Annotated in this window: 11 protein-coding genes; 4 read left to right on the forward strand and 7 right to left on the reverse strand. The window is 60.4% G+C overall.

What is annotated here, in order from left to right; translation table 11 throughout:
- Nucleotides 1-472 precede the first annotated feature (472 nt).
- The 4 genes from ACSSNI_RS06240 to ACSSNI_RS06255 form a co-directional block, all read right to left on the reverse strand.
- Entirely contained in the window at nt 473-1,438 is a 966-nt protein-coding gene (locus ACSSNI_RS06240; RefSeq protein ID WP_200636839.1) for an XdhC family protein, read from the reverse strand.
- A 223-nt stretch (nt 1,439-1,661) separates the two neighbouring features.
- Complete coding sequence (locus ACSSNI_RS06245) at nt 1,662-2,354, reverse strand: RES family NAD+ phosphorylase (protein WP_200636838.1); 693 nt, start codon at nt 2,352-2,354, stop codon at nt 1,662-1,664.
- Complete coding sequence (locus tag ACSSNI_RS06250) at nt 2,348-2,752, reverse strand: antitoxin Xre-like helix-turn-helix domain-containing protein (protein WP_200636837.1); 405 nt, start codon at nt 2,750-2,752, stop codon at nt 2,348-2,350. The genes ACSSNI_RS06245 and ACSSNI_RS06250 overlap by 7 nt, the downstream gene beginning before the upstream one ends.
- Nucleotides 2,753-2,853: 101 nt before the next feature.
- On the reverse strand, nt 2,854-4,320 hold the full coding sequence (locus ACSSNI_RS06255) for a lipid II flippase MurJ (RefSeq protein WP_200636836.1): 1,467 nt from the start codon (nt 4,318-4,320) through the stop codon (nt 2,854-2,856).
- Between the two features lie 273 nt (nt 4,321-4,593).
- Here ACSSNI_RS06255 and ACSSNI_RS06260 point away from each other — a divergent pair, with 273 nt between their 5' ends.
- The 4 genes from ACSSNI_RS06260 to ACSSNI_RS06275 are packed head-to-tail and all read left to right on the forward strand — an operon-like array spanning nt 4,594 to nt 13,538.
- Nucleotides 4,594-5,838, forward strand: coding sequence for an MdtA/MuxA family multidrug efflux RND transporter periplasmic adaptor subunit (locus tag ACSSNI_RS06260; protein WP_200636835.1), 1,245 nt, complete (start codon nt 4,594-4,596; stop codon nt 5,836-5,838).
- Nucleotides 5,835-8,915, forward strand: a complete 3,081-nt coding sequence (locus tag ACSSNI_RS06265) for an MdtB/MuxB family multidrug efflux RND transporter permease subunit (protein ID WP_200636834.1) — start codon at nt 5,835-5,837, stop codon at nt 8,913-8,915. Before ACSSNI_RS06260 ends, ACSSNI_RS06265 begins: the two co-directional genes overlap by 4 nt.
- A gap of 46 nt (nt 8,916-8,961) precedes the next feature.
- Nucleotides 8,962-12,066, forward strand: a complete 3,105-nt coding sequence (locus ACSSNI_RS06270) for an efflux RND transporter permease subunit (protein ID WP_200636832.1) — start codon at nt 8,962-8,964, stop codon at nt 12,064-12,066.
- Nucleotides 12,063-13,538: an efflux transporter outer membrane subunit gene (locus ACSSNI_RS06275; RefSeq protein WP_200636830.1), complete on the forward strand. Its 1,476-nt coding sequence runs from the start codon at nt 12,063-12,065 to the stop codon at nt 13,536-13,538. Before ACSSNI_RS06270 ends, ACSSNI_RS06275 begins: the two co-directional genes overlap by 4 nt.
- 149 nt (nt 13,539-13,687) lie before the next feature.
- Here ACSSNI_RS06275 and ACSSNI_RS06280 read toward each other — a convergent pair whose 3' ends face one another.
- The 3 genes from ACSSNI_RS06280 to ACSSNI_RS06290 form a co-directional block, all read right to left on the reverse strand.
- The gene (locus tag ACSSNI_RS06280) at nt 13,688-14,680 is read right to left on the reverse strand and encodes a TRAP transporter substrate-binding protein (protein ID WP_200637147.1); all 993 of its coding nucleotides are present in this window, start codon (nt 14,678-14,680) and stop codon (nt 13,688-13,690) included.
- A gap of 216 nt (nt 14,681-14,896) precedes the next feature.
- Nucleotides 14,897-16,300: an efflux transporter outer membrane subunit gene (locus ACSSNI_RS06285; RefSeq protein ID WP_200636828.1), complete on the reverse strand. Its 1,404-nt coding sequence runs from the start codon at nt 16,298-16,300 to the stop codon at nt 14,897-14,899.
- Nucleotides 16,297-19,467 carry an efflux RND transporter permease subunit gene (locus ACSSNI_RS06290; protein WP_200636826.1) on the reverse strand — a complete coding sequence of 1,057 codons (3,171 nt, stop codon included), beginning with the start codon at nt 19,465-19,467 and terminating at the stop codon, nt 16,297-16,299. Before ACSSNI_RS06290 ends, ACSSNI_RS06285 begins: the two co-directional genes overlap by 4 nt.
- Between the last annotated feature and the right edge of the window lie 75 nt (nt 19,468-19,542).

The following is a 19,542-nucleotide window of genomic DNA, read 5'->3' on the forward strand; positions in this document are numbered from 1 at the left end:
TGTGCAGGCGTGACGACTAATCGAGCTACCATCAAGGTGAAAATGTAGAGAGCAAATATGGCGCCGCGTCTATGGCTACAAGTGCCAATTCTGTCTAAAAAAGTCGTTGACAAGAATTGTTATGCACACTCAGGTCTGGAAAGCTCCATGCCCAACGTCTGCGCCGTTTCGTTTGTTAGGTAGATTGGTTTAAGTAACTGAATTAAAAGCCTTTTTTGGATATGGTTGAAAACTCGACGATCTGTACCAAAGCCACGTGAGCCGGGCGTTTGAGCAAGTCATCCATCATGTGTTCACAGACTTATCCACAGCTTTTGTGGATAACGCGCGCAGGGCAAGCGCGGCGGGGCTTTCACGGCTTCGCTGAACAACTCAGATGTTTATGACAGTGATTCAATTGCAGGAAGTCACCTGTGGTTGCCTTGCAGCGGACACTCTTGCTGGCAGGGCAAATGGCTTCCGATATCGCTTTTCAAAGCGCGTCCCGCGCTTTACCTCGATAGACCCGCAGTACATCAGCCATCACCGAGAGGGCAATTTCAGCCGGTGTCTTGCTGCCGAGATCCAGTCCGATAGGCATATGGATTCGCTCGATTTGCTGTTCGTCTAGCCCACCCACGCGTTGCAACCGTTCGGCTCGCTTGGCGGAGGTCTGTTGCGACCCCATAGCGCCGATGTAGAACGCTGGAGTTCGTACCGCCTCCATCAGCGCGAGGTCATCAATGCGTGGATCGTGCGTCAGCGCGACCACGGCGGTGGCCTCGTGACACGCGCCAGAAGCAATAAACACGGAGGGCAACACCGGCTGCACTTCGATGCCTTCGATCAGCGTGCCCTGCATCTCGTCTCGGGGATCACAGGCAATCACCTCGCAACCAAGCGCCCGAGCGAAACTGGCGCACGCCTGTGCAACAGGCGATACACCTGCGAGAAGCAGCCGAAGCGCGGGGCCGATGCGGATTTCGACTTGCTCACCCTCAAGGCGGGTCTGCTCACCGCCTTGGTCCGGCAGCAGTTCAGCGGCGCCAGTCGTCAGGTCTACTCGTCGCAGCAGGCGCTGTTGGCCTTGTAGAGCTGCTTGTAGCATGAGCAAGTGAGTGCGCCATGTTTCGCTCGGAGTGTGGTGCTCCACCAGCACCTGCAGGATGCCGCCGCACGGCAGCTGTAGGCGTCGCCGGTCATCATCGGTTTCGCCGTAGCGAACGATTTGGGCCGGCGCTTGTAATTCGCCTTGCGCCAAACAGGCGAGAAATTCCTCCTCGACGCAACCGCCGGACAATGAGCCAACGTGCGCACCGTCTGCCCGGGCAGCAAGGAGGGCGCCCGGCGCTCGAGGCGCCGATCCGTAGGTCGACAACACGGTACAAAACCATATGTCATGTCCTTCCGAGACCCATTTAAGCGCCTGATTGATCACCTGCAGATCAAGGTGTTGCATGTCTGTCTCCCCTGACAATTCGGCGAGGCTGAGCCGCCCGTTATGGATCGGACCCGTCCGAAGCGCGTTCTGCTGCATGGGGGCTTTGGGTTGTGCGGTACTGGGAAGACTCAGGGGGGAGGGCGCGCCGGACGCTTGAGCGGTTTTATCTACTGCTTCCGATATGATCCTATGCCCGATGCGTGCCGGTCGGTCTGCAAGGTAGCCATCTTAAGGGGCGATTTCAGATCGCGGTGATTGAACTGACGCTTGAAATGCAACCGTTCCAGACCATCTCGTAATGCTCGCTTTGAATGATCGAGGTTACCGGCTTTGGGGTCATCAATGCCCAGCAATGCTGACCCGATTTGCGTACGGAGTGGTAGCGCAAGCCGGGCTTTTGACCTTTTCTGAGCAGTCGCCCGAGGCGATGGCCGCTCGAATAGTCCTCAGGGTCGTAGAGCGGATCCGACATTGGGATGGGCATCGCATCGAGCATCCCGGCTTCGCTGAAGCGGCACGACAAGCCGCGGAAAACAAAGCGCTCATAGCTCAGGCCAACCACCTTCGACCAGTAGCGGTCCTGGTGATGGCGAACTTCAGCAAGCGCTGTATCCATTGTGCTGGCCAGATAAAGCACGCCAAAGCTACCGTCGCTGAAACGCGACCCGGCCGGGTTTACATGGGTAAACGGAGCAGTGGCATATGAGCAGCCGGGTATGCCGAAGGGTATTTCAGCGCGCGCGATCAGCTCCAGACGGCCTGTCTCGTTTCGTAACCGTGGATTGGTCAGGGCTTGAAGCTGGTAGAGCGTTTCGAACTCGTCGGCATCGGCGACATCATCGAACAAGGCAATGGGTGGAAACTTCGAGTTAACCAGCCGATAAGCCTGTTGTTCGACATTAGCCAGTCTTGGCAGCTGACTCGGGCTTACCACTGAGCGCCTCGCAGGCTATCGATGCGTCGGAACGTTTCGTACAGAGAGACCATGTCACCCTGAGCCATGATTTCCAGCGGTGAGCGCCCATTGAAGAACTCGTTATGGTTGGCCATCGCCGGGAAGCCATACATGTTCTCCGGGTTGTCGAAAACAAGCCGAAGTGCGGCATGAATGTTCAGAACGAAGCTGATGCGTTGCATCTGGTCCGGGTCGAGGCTGACCGACCAACTAGCATCGCCTGACCTGGCGCGATTATGGGTGCTACGTGATATCCGAAGAATTGTGCAGGCCTGGTCGGTGGTTGCCTGCCATTTTTCCAGAATGTTCACCGCAGCCCGTAGACCGGTTGCGCACTGGTCCTTCGTGAATGCCTGTGCTTGAAGAACTGCTGCCATAGTTAAGCTGCCTGGCTGTGTCTGTAGAATTAAAAGTAGCACATCATGTATCTACAGACAAAACTCGGCGCTATCGGACTAAGTGACAGCAAGAACTGTCGTCAGGCTTTTTTCATGGACCAGTACGCCGGCTTGAACAGGTCCCGTTCGCCGAGCAGCCCCACGCCCAGGGCGAAAGCACAGAGCACCAGGCCTATATACAGGCACAGTTGCAGTAGCCCGTGCGGGGAAGGCAACCAATGCAGTGCGGTTGCGACCACAACGGCGGTAGCGAGCCAGCGCCCGAGCACGCCGGGAGCCAAGCCTGCAGGTGACGCACGATAGACGTACAGTCCCATGAAGAGGGCCTGGAGGGTCACGCCGCTGGTAAACGCAACGGCCAGACCTTCGGCACCATATGGTCCGTAGAGCAGCGCATCGAGGCCGATCGTAAAGGCAGAACTGACCAGCATGATCACCAGAAACAACCGTGATTGATGCTGCGCCAGGAGCGCACGTCCCCACAGCAGCGCCAAGCCCATCGCGGGCAGACCGAGTGCATACAGGACCACCAGCGAGGCCGTGGCGTCGGTTTGTGTTGCGCCGAACTGCCCCCGTTCCAATAGTACTGAGACCACCGGTTGCGGAAATGAACAGAGCACGACGGACGCCGGAACCAGAAATAGCAGTGTCGCCAGCAATCCTTTGCGAATAACGGCGCCATGGCCGCTGAGATCGCCGTCGTTCCAGCTCGAGACGAAGCGGGGGAACAGCACCGAGAGCACGGACAAGGCGTAAAGCGTGAGCGGAATGGTGACGATGCGAAACGCAAACGACAGCATCGTGATACTGCCTTCCTCCAGGAAGGAGGCGAACATCCGCTCGGCAAGAATGCAGGCTTGTTGCGCCCCGGCCGCCAGCAGTACGGGTGCGAACGCGAGACCGAAGCCACCTGCATGCCCCTTTGTCTCGACTTTGTTGTCTCCGCGCAGGTATGCGATACGCTGATGCTGGACCAGAATCAGCGCCAGCTGAGGCAGCAGCATGCCAATGAAGATCACCATGCCGGTGGGTTGGAACAGCAGGATGCCGACGATCGCGCCAGCGTTGAGCAGCACCGTCCGGGTCATCGGCAGGATGAACACCTCATCCATGTTCAGCAGTGCACCCTGGCAATACAAAACCGCCTGAACGGCGACCAGTACCGCGCCTACGCAGAATACGATCTGGCCGGAAGCAACCTGAGCGTCCGTCCAGCCGGGCGCCAGCATGTTCAGAATCCAATAGCTTGCAATGATGGCGACGGCACTCACAGCTGCGCCCATGAGCATGACCCGCCAATAGAGCCAGCGGCTGACGGCTTCAAACAGGGCTTCGGATTGGCTGCGTAGCTTTTGCAGGTAAGGAATCATTGCGTCGCGCAGGGCGAGGCCGAGAAAGTTCTCGAAGAACATCGGCAGGATCAGTGCGACAAATATCAGGTCCGCTTCCCAGCTCAGTCCGAAAGACTTGGCGATAAACAGGTCGCGTAGAAAACCGAGTAGAAAGCTGGCAACTGTTAACGCCAGGATGACCAGTGATGCGTTCATTCCTTGATCCTGTGCAGGCCATTATCGGACGGCCTGAAAAATAGCGGCATGCCTCATCGAATACGGGACGATTCCGCTGAGCCACATTGGTCAGCGTCCCGGCGAACGATACATAGACTGGATGGCTCAAGCATGGTTCCTGCGCCGGCATGGAGCGTTTTGCCATCGGTTCGGGTTGCTACAAAGCCTGATACGTAAAAATGCCGTAAATCCCCTTTGCGAGCGGAGCGCGACTGCTTATGGTTCACGCTCATTTTCAGGCGAACCCAGTTCATGTCCGAGGCAACTACTTCTTCTGCGGGCTCCATGCGGCGTTGGCTAATCATCGGCGGCGTGGTTGTTGTGATTGCGTTGCTGCTCTGGTGGCTATGGCCAAGCGCGGACGAGACGCCGCCACAGCAGGCGGGTGGGCGTCCGGCTTTCGGCGCATTTGGTGGCCCCACGCCCGTGCGGGTTGCCCCGGTGGAACGAGGTGAATTCGAGGTCTACGCCAAGGCGCTTGGCACCGTTACACCGTTGAATACCGTCAACGTGCGTAGCCGCGTGGCCGGTGAACTGGTGGAGATTCACTTCGAGGAGGGCCAGCGAGTCAAGGCCGGCGATCTGCTGGCCGTCATCGATCCCCGCGCTTATGAAGTGGCACTGCAGCAAGCCGAAGGCACCCTCCAGCAAAACCGCGCTTTGTTGCAGAATGCGCAGCTGGACCTCGACCGTTACCGTGGTCTGTTCGCCGACGACAGCATTGCCAAGCAGACGCTTGATACGCAGCAGGCACTGGTCAATCAATACAAGGGAACGCTTGCAGCCAACCAGGCCGCTGTCAACGAGGCCAAGTTGAACCTGCAGTTCACCAAGATTCGCGCGCCAATAGATGGCCGCGTCGGCCTGCGTCAGCTGGATCAGGGCAACCTTGTCGCGGCCAACGACACCACGCCGCTTGTAGTGATCACCCAGACCCAGCCCATCGCAATCACCTTTACGCTGCCCGAAAATGAGCTGCCGCCGGTCATCTCCCGGTTCCGCCGCGGTGAAGAACTCTCAGTCCAGGCCTGGGACCGTGGCGAGCGATCCCTTTTAGGTGAAGGTGTACTGGAAAGTCTCGACAATCTGATCGATACGACCACTGGCACGCTGAAGATGAAGGCGCGCTTCGATAACGAGGCCGAGCTGTTGATACCCAACCAGTTCGTCAATGCTCGTTTGCGTGTGGAAACCTTGCCTGATGCGGTTCTGATTCCTTCGGCAGCACTGCAGTTCGGCTCGCGCGGCAACTACGCGTATGTCGTTGGTGAGGACTCGAAGGTTGAGCTGCGGGTGCTCGAAGTCGGTCCGAGCAATGGCGACAGGACCGTCGTGGTGAACGGTTTGAACCCCGGCGAGCGAATCGTCATGGAGGGCACAGACCGCCTGCGTGACGGCAGCGAAGTCGAAGTGGTGGATCGTCAGAAACTTGCCGACGAAGCGGCTGCGACTCCGAAGGCCGATACTCAGAGCACCAAGGAGCGTCCGGCGCGATGAACATCTCGCGGCTGTTCGTCCTTCGGCCAGTGGCCACCACCCTGACGATGATCGCGATTCTGCTGGCCGGGCTTATCGCCTACCGCATGCTGCCGGTGTCCGCCTTGCCCCAGGTGGACTATCCGACCATCCGGGTGATGACGCTGTATCCCGGAGCCAGCCCGGAGGTCATGACCAGCGCGGTGACTGCGCCGCTGGAAAGGCAGTTCGGTCAGATGCCCGGCCTGACGCAGATGTCCTCCACCAGCTCTGGCGGCGCATCGGTGATCACCTTACGCTTCTCGCTGGACGTTGAGCTCGACGTTGCCGAGCAGGAGGTCCAGGCGGCGATCAACGCGGGCAGCAATCTGCTGCCCAATGATCTGCCGGCACCGCCGGTCTATAACAAGGTCAACCCGGCTGACACGCCGGTCATGACACTGGCGGTGACCTCGGAAAGTCTGGCCCTGCCGGAGCTGCACGACCTGGTCGATACCCGCATGGCGCAGAAATTGGCGCAAATCAGCGGCGTCGGTATGGTCAGCATCGCTGGCGGCCAGCGACCAGCAGTGCGTATACGGGTCAATCCGGAGGCGCTTGCGTCTTACGGCCTGTCGCTGGCTGACGTGCGTTCCCTGGTGACCAGCTCCAACGTCAATCAACCCAAGGGTAATTTCGATGGCCCGACTCGCGTATCGATGCTCGATGCCAATGATCAGCTGAAAACGCCGGAGGAATACGCTGAGCTGATTCTGGCCTATGAGGGCGGCGCGACGCTGCGCTTGAAGGATGTCGCCGACATTATCGACGGGGCTGAGAACGAGCGCTTGGCCGCGTGGGCCAATGAAAGTCAGGCCGTGCTCTTGAACATCCAGCGCCAGCCCGGCGCCAACGTGATCGAGGTGGTCGAACGGATTCAGGAACTGCTGCCTGAGGTGACCGCCAGCATGCCGACCGGCCTCGACGTAGTGGTGCTGACTGATCGAACGCAGACCATCCGGGCTGCAATCACCGATGTCCAGCACGAACTGTTGATGGCGACCTTCCTGGTTGTCATGGTCACCTTTGTATTCCTCAAGCGCCTGTCGGCGACCATCATTCCTTCGATTGCAGTGCCGCTGTCGCTGATCGGCACTTTCGCGGTGATGCACCTTGCCGGTTTCTCGCTGAACAACCTGACCTTGATGGCGCTGACCATTGCGACGGGATTCGTTGTGGATGACGCCATCGTCATGCTCGAGAACATCGCACGCCACGTGGAGGAGGGTGAGACGCCGCTGCAGGCCGCATTGAAAGGTGCCAGGCAGATCGGCTTCACGTTGATCTCACTGACCTTGTCGCTGATCGCCGTACTGATTCCGCTGCTGTTCATGCAGGACGTGGTGGGGCGGCTGTTCCGCGAGTTCGCCATCACCCTGGCTGTGGCGATCCTGATTTCACTGGTGGTCTCGCTGACGCTGACGCCAATGATGTGCGCCAAGCTGCTCAAGCCCACCGCCGTTGAAAAGGGCAAGCCCGACTGGGTCGAGCGCCTTATCGGAGGTTACTCCCGCTGGCTGACCTGGGTGCTGGGTCACCAGACCCTGACGCTGCTGGTGGCGGTGGGCACGCTCGGTCTGACGGTGGTGTTGTATCTGGCGGTGCCGAAGGGCTTCTTTCCGGTGCAGGACACCGGTGTGATTCAAGGCATCAGCGAAGCGCCGCAGTCGATTTCCTTCCGCGCCATGAGCGAACGCCAGCAGTCCTTGTCGCGCGTGATCCTGGCTGATCCGGCGGTGGCCAGCCTGTCGTCGTACATTGGCGTCGATGGCGACAACGTAACGCTCAACAGCGGGCGGATGCTGATCAACCTCAAACCCCATGGCGAACGTGATGTCACCGCCAGCCAGGTGATTGATCGTCTACGTCCTGAGCTGGCGAAACTACCGGGAATCGAGCTGTACATGCAGCCGGTGCAGGATCTGTCGATTGAGGACCGGGTCAGCCGCACGCAGTTTCAGTTCAGCCTGGAGTCACCCGATGGTGAGCTGTTGCAGGAGTGGACGCCACGCCTGGTGGCAGCGTTGCGTGAGCGCCCGGAGCTGACCGATGTGGCCAGCGACCTGCAAAGTGATGGGTTGCAGATCTTCCTCGATATCGACAGAGATGCCGCGGCCCGCTTGGGGATCGAGATATCGGCGATAACCGATGCGCTGTATGACGCCTTCGGTCAGCGACAGATTTCAACGATCTTCACCCAGGCCAGCCAGTACCGCGTTGTGCTCGAAGCAGAGGCAGGCAACCGCCTTGGCGCGCAGGCGCTGGAGCAGCTGTACGTGCAGAGCGAGAGCGGAACCCCGGTTAGGCTGTCCAGCCTGGCAACGCTGCAACAACGTAGCGCACCCCTGCTGATCAATCACATTGGCCAGTTCCCGGCCGTCACGTTGTCGTTCAATCTGGCTGATGGCGTTTCGTTGGGTGAGGCTGTGGAAGTCATCGAAAGCGTCGAGGCGAAGATCGGTTTGCCGGCAGGAATCCAGAGTCGGTTCCAGGGCGCGGCCGAAGCTTTCCGCGCGTCGCTGTCGAGCACATTGCTGCTGATTTTGGCGGCAGTCGTGACCATGTACATCGTGCTCGGTGTGCTCTACGAGAGCTATATCCACCCGATCACCATTCTCTCGACGCTGCCGTCGGCTGCGGTCGGCGCCTTGCTGGCTTTGCTGCTGACCGGCAACGACCTGGGGCTGATTGCGATCATTGGGATCATCCTGTTGATCGGCATCGTCAAGAAGAACGCCATCATGATGATCGACTTTGCCCTGGACGCTGAGCGCAATCAGGGCATGAGTCCGCAGGACGCGATCTACCGCGCGGCGTTGCTGCGCTTCCGGCCCATCCTGATGACGACCCTGGCGGCATTGTTCGGTGCGGTGCCGCTGATGCTGGCATCAGGCTCCGGTGCCGAGCTGCGTCAGCCGCTGGGCCTGGTACTGGTTGGCGGCTTGCTGCTTAGCCAGCTGCTGACGCTGTTCACGACGCCCGTGATCTACCTGTTCTTTGATCGACTGGGCAACCGGTTCGGCCGCAAGCAGCTGCCAGTACAGGAAGCGCGTACATGACGCTGGCAGCAGAGCAGACTTCCCCAGTTTGCGGCGACCCGCAGCCATGAACCTCTCGGCCCCCTTCATCGCGCGCCCGGTCGCGACCATGTTGCTGAGCCTGGCGATCCTGCTGCTGGGCAGCGTCAGCTTTGGTCTCTTACCGGTCTCGCCACTGCCAAATATGGATTTTCCGGTGATCACCGTGCAGGCAAGCCTGCCCGGTGCCAGCCCCGAAATCATGGCTTCGAGCGTGGCGACCCCGCTGGAGCGCTCCCTCGGAAGCATCGCAGGCGTCAGCCAGATGAGCAGTCGTAGCAGCCAGGGGCAGACCCGCATCGTCATCCAGTTCGACCTGGAGCGGGATATCAACGGCGCCGCCCGCGATGTGCAGGCGGCGATCAATGCCTCGCGCAATCTGCTGCCCAGCGGGATGCGCAGCATGCCGAGCTACCGCAAAATCAACCCAGCCCAGGCACCGATCATGGTGTTGTCGCTGACGTCCGACGTGCTCGACAAGGGGCAGCTATACGACATCGGCTCGACGATTCTGGCGCAGAAGCTATCGCAGGTCCCTGGGGTGGGCGAGGTGCAGGTGGGAGGGAGTTCGCTGCCTGCCGTCCGGGTCGAGCTGCAACCACAGCAACTGGAGCAGTACGGCGTTTCACTCGATGAGGTCCGCCAGACCATCGCCAACGCGAATGTCCGGCGACCCAAGGGGATGGTCGAAGACGACGACCGCCACTGGCAGGTGCAGGCCAGTGACCAGCTGCATGAAGCCGCAGATTACCTGCCGCTGATCATTCGCTATCAGGACGGCGCAGCACTTCGCCTGAGCGATGTCGCGAAGGTCAGGGACGGCGTGGAAGATCGTTACAACGACGGCTTCTTCAACAACGACCGCGCCGTGCTGCTGGTCATAAACCGCCAGGCCGGCGCCAACATCATCGAAACCATCGAGGGGATTCGTAACGAGCTGCCGGCTCTGCAGGCGATCGTGCCGGGCAGCGTCAATATGGCCGTCGCAATGGATCGCTCACCGGTGATCCGCGCCACCCTGCATGAGGCCGAGCGGACCTTGCTGATTGCTGTCGGGCTGGTGATCGTTCTTGTGTTCCTGTTCCTGGGCAAAGTGCGGACCGCGTTGATCCCGGCGCTGGCGGTGCCGGTATCGCTGGTTGGCACCTTTGCCGTGATGTACCTGTTCGGTTTTTCGCTCAACGTGCTATCGCTGATGGCCTTGATCCTCGCCGCTGGGCTGGTGGTCGATGACGCCATCGTGGTCCTGGAAAACATTGCACGACATATCGACCAGGGTGTGCCGCCGATGCGCGCCGCCTATATCGGCACCCGTGAGGTTGGCTTCACCTTGCTGTCGATGAACCTGTCGCTGGTGGTGGTATTCGTCTCGATTCTGTTCATGGGCGGCCTTGTCGAACGGCTTTTCCGAGAGTTCTCCATCACCCTGGCGGCCGCCATTCTGGTGTCGTTGCTGGTCTCGCTGACCCTGACACCCATGCTCTGCGCACGTTGGCTCAAACCCCACCAGCCTGAGCATGACGGGCGCCTGCATCGCTGGAGTCACAATGCCCACCAATGGCTGTTAGGCCATTACGACAGGTCTCTCGGCTGGGCGCTGCGCCATCATCGGATCACCCTGATTACGCTGCTGGCGACCATCGGGCTCAACGTTTTTCTGTACATCGAAGTTCCGAAAACCTTTCTGCCGCAGCAGGACACAGGCCAGCTGACCGGCTTTATTCGCGGCGACGACGGCTTGTCGTTTCAGGTCATGCAGCCAAAGATGGAAACCTACCGCAAGGCAGTACTGGCCGACCCAGCCGTGGAAAGCGTGGCGGGCTTTATCGGCGGGCAGGGCGGCATCAACAATGCGTTCATGATCGTCCGGCTAAAGCCATTGGATGAGCGCAAGATCTCTGCGCAGAAAGTGATTGAGCGTATTCGCAAGAACCAGCCAAAAGTGCCGGGTGGTCGGATGTTCCTGATGGCCGATCAGGATCTGCAATTTGGTGGCGGTCGGCAGAGCAGTTCAGCGTATTCGTACAACCTGTTGGCCAGCGATCTGGCTGATCTGCGCACCTGGGTGCCGCAAGTGACCCAGGCGCTCAAGGCTTTGCCGGAGCTCACCAGTATCGACGCCAACGAAGGCGAGGGCGCCCAGCAGATCAGCCTGAAGATCGACCGTGACGCGGCCAAGCGGCTTGGCATCGACATGAGCACGGTGACGACCTTGCTCAACAACGCCTTCAGCCAACGGCAGATATCCACCATTTACGAGTCGCTCAATCAGTACCGGGTTGTCATGGAAATCGACCCAAGCTATGCCCAGCACCCTGAAGTGTTGGAGCAGATCCAGGTGATCACCAGCGACGGCCGACGCGTGCCGCTCTCGGCCTTTGCCCGTTACGAGCGGAGTCTTGAGGAGGACCGGGTCAGCCATGATGGGCAATTCGCTGCCGAGAGCATCGATTTCGATCTGGCGCCCGGTGTCAGCCTGGATCAAGCGACGCGGGCTATCGAGCGCGCAGTGGCGGCGATAGGGCTGCCGAGCGAAGTCCAAGGGCGCCTGGGAGGCACGGGTGATGTCTTCAAGGCGGCTCAGGAGAGCCAGCCGTTCATGATTCTTGGAGCATTGCTGCTCGTCTACATCGTGCTCGGCGTGCTGTACGAGAGTTATATCCACCCGCTGACGATCCTTTCAACGCTGCCATCTGCCGGGGTCGGGGCGTTGCTGGCAATTATCCTGACGGGCGAGCAGTTCAGTCTGATTTCGCTGCTTGGGCTGTTCCTGCTGATCGGTGTGGTGAAGAAGAACGCGATCCTGATGATCGATCTGGCGCTGCAGTTCGAACGTAACGATCACCTGCCGCCGGATGAGTCGATTCGTAGGGCCTGCCTGTTGCGTTTTCGGCCGATCCTGATGACCACCATGGCGGCGATCCTTGGTGCGTTGCCATTGCTCATGGGCGGCGCCGAAGGTGCGGAAATGCGCCAGCCGCTGGGCCTGACGATTATCGGTGGCCTGATCCTCAGCCAGATCCTTACGCTCTACACCACGCCGGTGGTCTACCTGTATCTGGACCGCGCGCGGCATCGATTCAACAGCTGGCGCGGTGTCCGCACCGACGCCGCCCTGGAAGATCCGCTATGAGTCAGTTGTTTTCGAAATACGCCCTACGCCCGCTGGCCCTTATGGGCATGGCTTTCTCCCTAGGCGCTTGCACCTTGGGCCCTGACTACCAGCGCCCAGCGCCGCCAATGGCTGCGGAGTTCAAACAGGCCGAAGGGTGGAAGGTTGCCAACCCGGCAGATGTGCTGGAGCGCGGTGATTGGTGGCGGCTATACGGTGATGTGGCATTGGATGCCTTGGTTGGGCGCCTCAATGTCTCCAACCAGAATCTGGCGGCTGCTGAAGCGCAGTACCGCCAGGCGCGGGCACTGGTTATGGGGGCACGATCACAGCTGTTTCCTACGGTAGGCAGCAGCGCTGGCGCAACACGTGCCGGGCAGGGCAGTTCGACCTCATCTACCGCATTGACTGGCAGCAGTTTCAGCGGCATCAGCGAGAGTTATAGCGTGGGGCTCGATGCGGCCTGGGAACTGGATATATGGGGTCGCCTGCGGCGCAATCTGGAAGCCAACCGAGCCAATATGCAGGCCACCGCAGCGGACCTGGCCGCTGTCCGCTTGAGCCTGCAGTCCGAGCTCGTCCAGACCTACCTTCGATTGCGCGTGATGGATGAACAGCAGCGTTTGCTGAATCAGACGGTCGAAGCCTTTGCTCGCTCGTTGAGGTTGACGGAAAACCAGTATCGCGCAGGCATCGTGCCGAAGTCCGATGTCACCCAGGCACTGACCCAACTCCGGAGTACCGAGGCTCAGGCCATCGACTTGCAGTGGCAGCGAGCTCAGATGGAGCACGCTATTGCGGTGCTGGTCGGGGTGCCGCCGGCAGAGCTGAACATTACCGAACTCGACGACATTCCGGAGCTGCCGGAAGTGCCGCTGGCACTGCCTTCGCAATTGCTTGAACGTCGCCCGGATATCGCGTCGGCCGAACGTCAGGTGATCGCGGCCAATGCACAGATCGGGGTGGCCGAAGCGGCCTGGTATCCGGACCTGACGCTGAGCGCGAGCGGTGGCTATCGAAACAGCAGCTTTACTGACCTGATCAGTCTTCCCAACCGCTTCTGGTCGCTCGGCCCGCAGCTGGCAGTCACATTGCTTGATTTTGGTGGCCGTCGCGCTGACCTCGAAGCTGCCGAAGCCAACTATGACCTGACAGTGGCCAACTATCGCCAGACGGTGCTCGACAGCTTCCGTGAGGTCGAGGACAACCTGGTGCAACTGCGTGTTCTCGCGGCTGAGGCCGTGGTTCAGCGACAAGCGCTGGAGGCCGCGCAGGAATCGCTGCGCCTGATCCAGAACCAGTACCGCGCGGGCACCGTGGACTTCCTCAGCGTTGCCACCGTGCAAACCAGTGCGCTGAACAACGAGCGGACCTATCTGACGCTGTTGGGTGATCAGCTCGCCGCCAGCGTTCAACTGATCGCGGCGCTAGGCGGCGGATGGGAAGAAGCGCAGTTGGATTTCGAGCCCGTACTGGAGGCGTCAGAGCGCTGAGACCAATGACGCGTGAGTGCAAAACGCCTTCCGGCGAGCAGGCTTCACGCTGAGGGGTTAATAGAAGGCTAAAGAACTTAGGGACTCGCCGAGCGGCGTTGGCAAACCGCGGCGTTGCTGCCGCGGCTGGGAGGAGAGGCGGGGAGTAATCAGTTGCGCTGCTTGCGATTGACCGTTTGCGCCGCCTTGATGATGTCAGCGCCAATCACTGGTTCGAATTCTTGCCACACCGGTCGCATGGCTTCGCGCCAGGCTTCGCGTTGTTCAGGCGTCAGTTCGACGATCTCCGATGTGCCCGCTTTGCGGATCCGCTCACGGTCGGCCTGGTTGGCTTCTTCCGCGGCACGGTTCACCTCGAAGGTGACCTCGTCGATGATGCCCTCCAGCTCGGTACGCAGCTGATGCGGTATGCCGAACCAGAACCGCGTATTGCTCACCAGCATGTAGTCGAGCACGCCATGGTTGGATTCGGTGATGTAGGGCTGCACCGTGTGCATCTTCTTGCTGTAGATGTTCGACCAGGGGTTTTCTGCCCCTTGGACGGTGCCGTTCTGCAACGATGTGTAGACCTCGGCAAACGGAATCTTCTTGGTGGCTGCGCCTACCTGAGCGAATTGCGATTCCAGAACGGCGGAGGGCTGGATACGGAACGCCAGCCCCATGGCATCGCTCGGCTGCAACAGCGCCTTCGTTGCCGATAGCTGCTTCATTCCGTTGTGCCAGTAAGCCAGGCCAGTGATGTTTTCCTTTTCCATCGAGCGCAGCAATTGGCGGCCCTTGGCGCGCTTCTGAAACCGGTTGACGGCCTCCAGGTCGTCGAACAGGAAAGGCAGATCGAATACTTGCACCTGCTTGGTGTACTTCTCGAACTTCGCTAACGACGGCGCCAGCAGCTGCACCTCGTCGTTGGCCAATGCCTCAAGCTCGTTGGCATCACCGAACAGTGTCGAGTTGGGATAAACCTCGACGGTCACCTGGCCGGGTAGACGCTCTTCAACCAGTTTCTTGAACAGCAGGGCACCCTTGCCTTTCGGGGTGTCTTCAGCGACGACGTGCGAGAACTTGATGACGATCGGCTCAGCTTCGACCGCGGTCGCGGTCAACGCCAGCACTAGGCCAGCGAGGGTGATGATCGGCTTGATCATGAAAAGGCTCTTTATTTTTGGTGGGTTGGCATGACATCCGGGAGACGGATGTGATTGAGCTTCAATGAAGCGTTATGCCAAATAAGCCGCACCGTAAAAAGGGCTTTCTCACAGAATTCATAATTGAGGGAGCGGGAGTTGCAACAGGTCACACTTTGGCCGCTGAGAGCGACTGCTCTGCGCCGCAATTCAACGGCGCAGAGAGGCTTCCCGTCAGTTGCTGGCGAGCTGCCACCCGCCGCCAAGTGCCTTGTAGAGGCCCACGACGCCGCGATACACCTCGACTTCGGCCTGCGCCTGCGCATCCTCCGCCGCCAGGCGCTCCCGCTCGGCATCCAGTAGCACCAGAAAGTCCACCGTGCCTTCCCGGTAGCGGATTGCCGCTTGCTCCGCTGCCGCGCGACTGGCGCCGGACTGACGCAGCAGTGCGAGCAGTCGCTCCTGGGCGCGCGCATAGTCGCTGAACGCGTTTTCCGATTCCTCCAGCGCCAGCAGGACCTGCTGCTCATAACTGGCCAACGCACCTTCGGCGTCTGCTTCTGCACCGCGCAGCCTGGCGCGAACGCTGCCCATGTCGAACGCCGCCCAGGTAATGCTTGGCGCTACACCCCAGGCCTGCGCCGCACTTGATCCGATCTGAGAACCGCGCCCGGCGATGAAGCCCAGAAAACCGCTCAGGCTTACCCGCGGAAACAGATCAGCCGTCGCTACGCCCACGTTGGCAGTTGCCGCTGCCAGCTGTCGTTCGGCCGCGAGAATGTCCGGTCGGCGACGTAGCAGCTCGGTGGGGTCACCAATCGGCAGAGCCTTGGCGATGGCAGGCAACTCGCGCGGCGTCAGGTCGACGCTGAGTGTGTCGGCGCGCTGGCCGAGCAGGGTCGCGATGCGATTGGTTGCCCGGGTCTGCTGTGCCTGCAGTTGCGGCAAGCTGGCCTGGGTCGCTGCTAGCCGCGCATCAGCACGCAGCACGTCGAGCTCGTTACCCACGCCCGCGTCGCGCAACTGCTCAGTCAAACGATGTGAGTTGCGCTGGTTCTCAAGGTTTTCCCGGGCGATGCGTTCACGCAATTGCGCGCCGCGCAGCTGGCCGTAGGCATCGACCAGTTCGGCAATCAGGCTGACCTGTAGTTGATAAAGCTCGGCTTCCGCGGCTTCGCTCTGTGCCTCGCTGGCTTCGATGCGCCGCTGAACTCGGCCGAACAGGTCGAGTTCCCAGGCCATGTCCAGTCCCAGATCGTAGCGCTCGATGCTGCTGCGCTCCTCGCCGAAGCCCGGCTGCTGAGCCTCGCCATACTCAGCACCGGCCCCTGCGGTTACGGTAGGGAAGCGATCATTGGTCACGTCATCGCGAATGGAACGAGCGGCGCGGAGCCGGGCGAATGCGATGCGCAGTTCGCGGTTCTCGGACAATGCTTCACCCACCAGAGCATCCAGCGTCGGGTCATCGAACTGGCGCCACCAAGCCGCCTGAAAACGCGACTGATCGAAGCCAGTCGCCGCAGCCCTTTCGATATGCGCCGGAGCGACGTCCGGTGCGCGGTAATCCGGCCCCACCGCGCAGGCGCTCAAGGCTATGGCGGCCGCGAGCAGAAGCGGTGTGCTAATGACAGCCTTCATGCGTGCACCTCCTTCAGTATTGCTTTTTTCTCCGCGCGCCGTTCGACGAAGGCGCGAATGACCAGGTAGAACACCGGCGTCAGCAACAGCCCGAAAAAGGTCACGCCAAGCATGCCGCTGAACACTGCTACACCCATGGCATGCCGCATCTCAGCACCGGCGCCGGAGGAGAGCACCAACGGAACCACACCCATAATGAACGCGAAGCTGGTCATCAGGATCGGGCGCAGCCGCAGGCGGCAGGCCTCGAGCACAGCGGATAGGCGATCCATGCCTTCTTCCTGTTTGTCCTTGGCGAACTCGACGATCAGGATCGCGTTCTTGCACGCCAGGCCGACGAGCACGATCAGGCCAATCTGGGTAAACACGTTGTTGTCGCCGCCCGACAAGATCACCCCGGTGATGGCCGAGAGCAGTGTCATAGGTACGATCAGGATCACCGCCAATGGCAAGCTCCAGCTCTCGTACTGCGCCGCTAATACCAGGAAGGCCAGCAGCACGCAGAGCGGGAAGACGAACATTGCAGTGTTCCCCGCCAGGATCTGCTGATAGGTCAGCTCGGTCCATTCGAAGCTCATGCCATTCGGTAGCTCAGCTTGCAGCAGCCGCTCCATCGCAGCTTCGGCCTGACCGGAGCTGTAGCCGGGCGCGGCCGCACCGTTGATTTCAGCGGTCAGGAAGCCGTTGTAGTGCATCACGCGATCCGGGCCGGAACTGTCGCTGACCTTGACGAAGGTCGACAGCGGGACCATCTCGCCACGGTTGTTGCGCACCTTCAGCTGGCCGATCTGGTCGGGCGTCAGGCGAAACTTCTGCTCGGCCTGGACGTTGACTTGATAGGTGCGACCAAAACGGTTGAAGTCGTTGGCATACAGCGAGCCGAGATAGACCTGCATGGTGTCGAAGATCTGATCGATAGCCACCCCGTGGGTCTTAGCTTTCTCCCGGTCGATGTCGGCATCGATCTGCGGCACGTTGACCTGATAGCTGGTAAACAGCCCGGCTAGCTCGGGATAGTCCGCGCTCTTGGCGATGACGTTCTGCACCTGTTTGTACAGCTCTTCGTAGCCAAGATTGCCGCGGTCCTGCACCTGCACGCGGAAGCCGCCGATGGTGCCCAACCCTTGCACCGGTGGCGGCGGGAAGATCGCGATGAAGGCGTCCTGAATTTGCGCGAACTGGCCGTTCAGATCAGCCGCGATGGCGTTGGCGGACAGTGAGGGATCACTGCGCTCATCAAAGGGCTTGAGCGGGGTGAAGACGATGCCGCTGTTCGGGCTGTTGGTGAATCCGTTGATCGACAGGCCTGGGAAGGCCACGGTGTTCTCGACACCGGGATGCTCGGCAGCGATCTGTGACATGCGTTTGATGACGTCTTCCGTGCGATCCAGCGTGGCGGCATCCGGCAGTTGCGCAAAGGCCACCAGGTACTGCTTGTCCTGCGGCGGCACGAAACCGGTCGGTGTGCTGGCGAAGCCCATATAGCCGAGTCCGACTAGGCCGAGATAAACCACCAGGGCAATGCCGCTGCCACGCAGAATGCGTTTAACCGCACCGACGTAGCCGTGGCTGGCGCGTTCGAATACCCGGTTGAAGGGGGCGAACAGCCAGCCGCCGAACAGCTTGTCCAGCAGGCGTGAGAAGCCGTCTTTAGGCGCGTCATGGCTACGCAGCAACGCGGCAGCCAACGCTGGCGACAGGGTCAGGGAGTTGAAGGCGGAAATGACCGTCGAAATCGCAATGGTCAACGCAAACTGTTGATAGAACTGCCCGGTAAGGCCCGAGATGAAGGCAGTCGGGATGAACACCGCGCAGAGCACCAGCGCCGTGGCGATGATCGGCCCAGTCACTTCCTTCATCGCCTGCTTGGTGGCTTCCACTGGCGACTTGCCGAGGCCGATGTTCCGCTCGACGTTCTCCACCACCACGATGGCGTCATCCACCACGATGCCGATTGCCAGCACCAGGCCGAACAGTGACAGCGCATTGAGCGAGAAACCCAGCATGTGCATCACGGCAAAGGTGCCGATGAGTGATACCGGTACGGCGGCCAGCGGGATGATCGACGCGCGCCAGGTTTGCAAGAACAGAATCACCACCAGCACCACGAGCACAATCGCTTCAAGCAGGGTATGCACCACCGCCTCGATAGAACCGCGCACGAAGATGGTTGGGTCGTAGACGATTTCGTAGTCCACGCCTTCAGGGAAGTCCTTCTTCAGTTCGGCCATGCGAGCACGCACTGAGTCCGAGATTTCGATGGCGTTTGAGCCAGGACGCTGGAAAACCGGGATGGCAACGGCAGGCTGGTTGTTAAGCAGTGAACGCAGTGCGTATTGACTGGAGCCCAGTTCGATACGAGCGATGTCCCGGAGGCGAGTGATCGAACCGTCTTCACCGGCGCGAATGATGATGTTCTCGAACTCTTCTTCGCTGACCAGCCGGCCCTGTGTGTTGATCGACAGCTGGAAGTCCGTCGCGCCCGGCGCGGGTGGCGCACCCAGCGAACCCGCCGCAACCTGACGGTTCTGCTCGCGGATCGCGTTAACCACGTCGGTTGCGGTGAGGTTGCGCGAGGCGACCTTGTTCGGGTCGAGCCAGACGCGCAGCGAATAATCACCCATGCCGAACAGCTGCACATCGCCAATCCCGTCCAGTCGCGCCAGCTCGTCCTTGACGTTGAGCGCCGCATAGTTGGAGAGATAGAGCATGTCGTAGCGCTCGTCCGGCGATGTCAGGTGCACCACCATCGTCAGGTCCGGCGATGCCTTGTCTACCGTTACGCCAAGGCGCTGCACTTCGGTCGGCAACGTCGGTTGGGTACGCGTGACGCGGTTCTGCACCTGCACCTGGGCGTTATCCAGATCGGTCCCCAGAGCGAAGGTGATGGTCAGGGTCAGCTTGCCGTCAGCGGTTGCCTGGGACGACATGTAGAGCATGCCCTCGACACCGGTGATGGCCTGTTCGAGGGGAGACGCGACGGTTTCGCCGATCACTTTCGGGTTGGCGCCCGGGAAGCTGGCGCGCACCACGACAGTCGGTGGCACGACTTCGGGATATTCGCTGATCGGCAGCTGGAACAGCGATATGGCGCCACCGATCAAGATGATCAGTGATAGCACCGCGGCAAAGATTGGCCGCTGGATGAAGAACTGGGAGAAATTCATGACGCACTCCGGGGGAGAGGGCACGCGCGACGTGCCCTGACGGAATTGGTTTTGTTTGAGTTGGCGCCTTGGCGC

This window comes from Stutzerimonas tianxiuensis, assembly GCF_053470365.1.

What these genes read in the sequence shown, in the direction of transcription:
- ACSSNI_RS06240 (WP_200636839.1), bottom strand. Translation starts at nt 1,438, where the DNA reads ATGCAACACCTTGATCTGCAGGTGATCAATCAGGCGCTTAAATGGGTC.
- ACSSNI_RS06250 (WP_200636837.1), bottom strand. Translation starts at nt 2,752, where the DNA reads ATGGCAGCAGTTCTTCAAGCACAGGCATTCACGAAGGACCAGTGCGCA.
- ACSSNI_RS06255 (WP_200636836.1), bottom strand. Translation starts at nt 4,320, where the DNA reads ATGAACGCATCACTGGTCATCCTGGCGTTAACAGTTGCCAGCTTTCTA.
- ACSSNI_RS06260 (WP_200636835.1), top strand. Translation starts at nt 4,594, where the DNA reads ATGTCCGAGGCAACTACTTCTTCTGCGGGCTCCATGCGGCGTTGGCTA.
- ACSSNI_RS06265 (WP_200636834.1), top strand. Translation starts at nt 5,835, where the DNA reads ATGAACATCTCGCGGCTGTTCGTCCTTCGGCCAGTGGCCACCACCCTG.
- ACSSNI_RS06270 (WP_200636832.1), top strand. Translation starts at nt 8,962, where the DNA reads ATGAACCTCTCGGCCCCCTTCATCGCGCGCCCGGTCGCGACCATGTTG.
- ACSSNI_RS06275 (WP_200636830.1), top strand. Translation starts at nt 12,063, where the DNA reads ATGAGTCAGTTGTTTTCGAAATACGCCCTACGCCCGCTGGCCCTTATG.
- ACSSNI_RS06285 (WP_200636828.1), bottom strand. Translation starts at nt 16,300, where the DNA reads ATGAAGGCTGTCATTAGCACACCGCTTCTGCTCGCGGCCGCCATAGCC.
- ACSSNI_RS06290 (WP_200636826.1), bottom strand. Translation starts at nt 19,467, where the DNA reads ATGAATTTCTCCCAGTTCTTCATCCAGCGGCCAATCTTTGCCGCGGTG.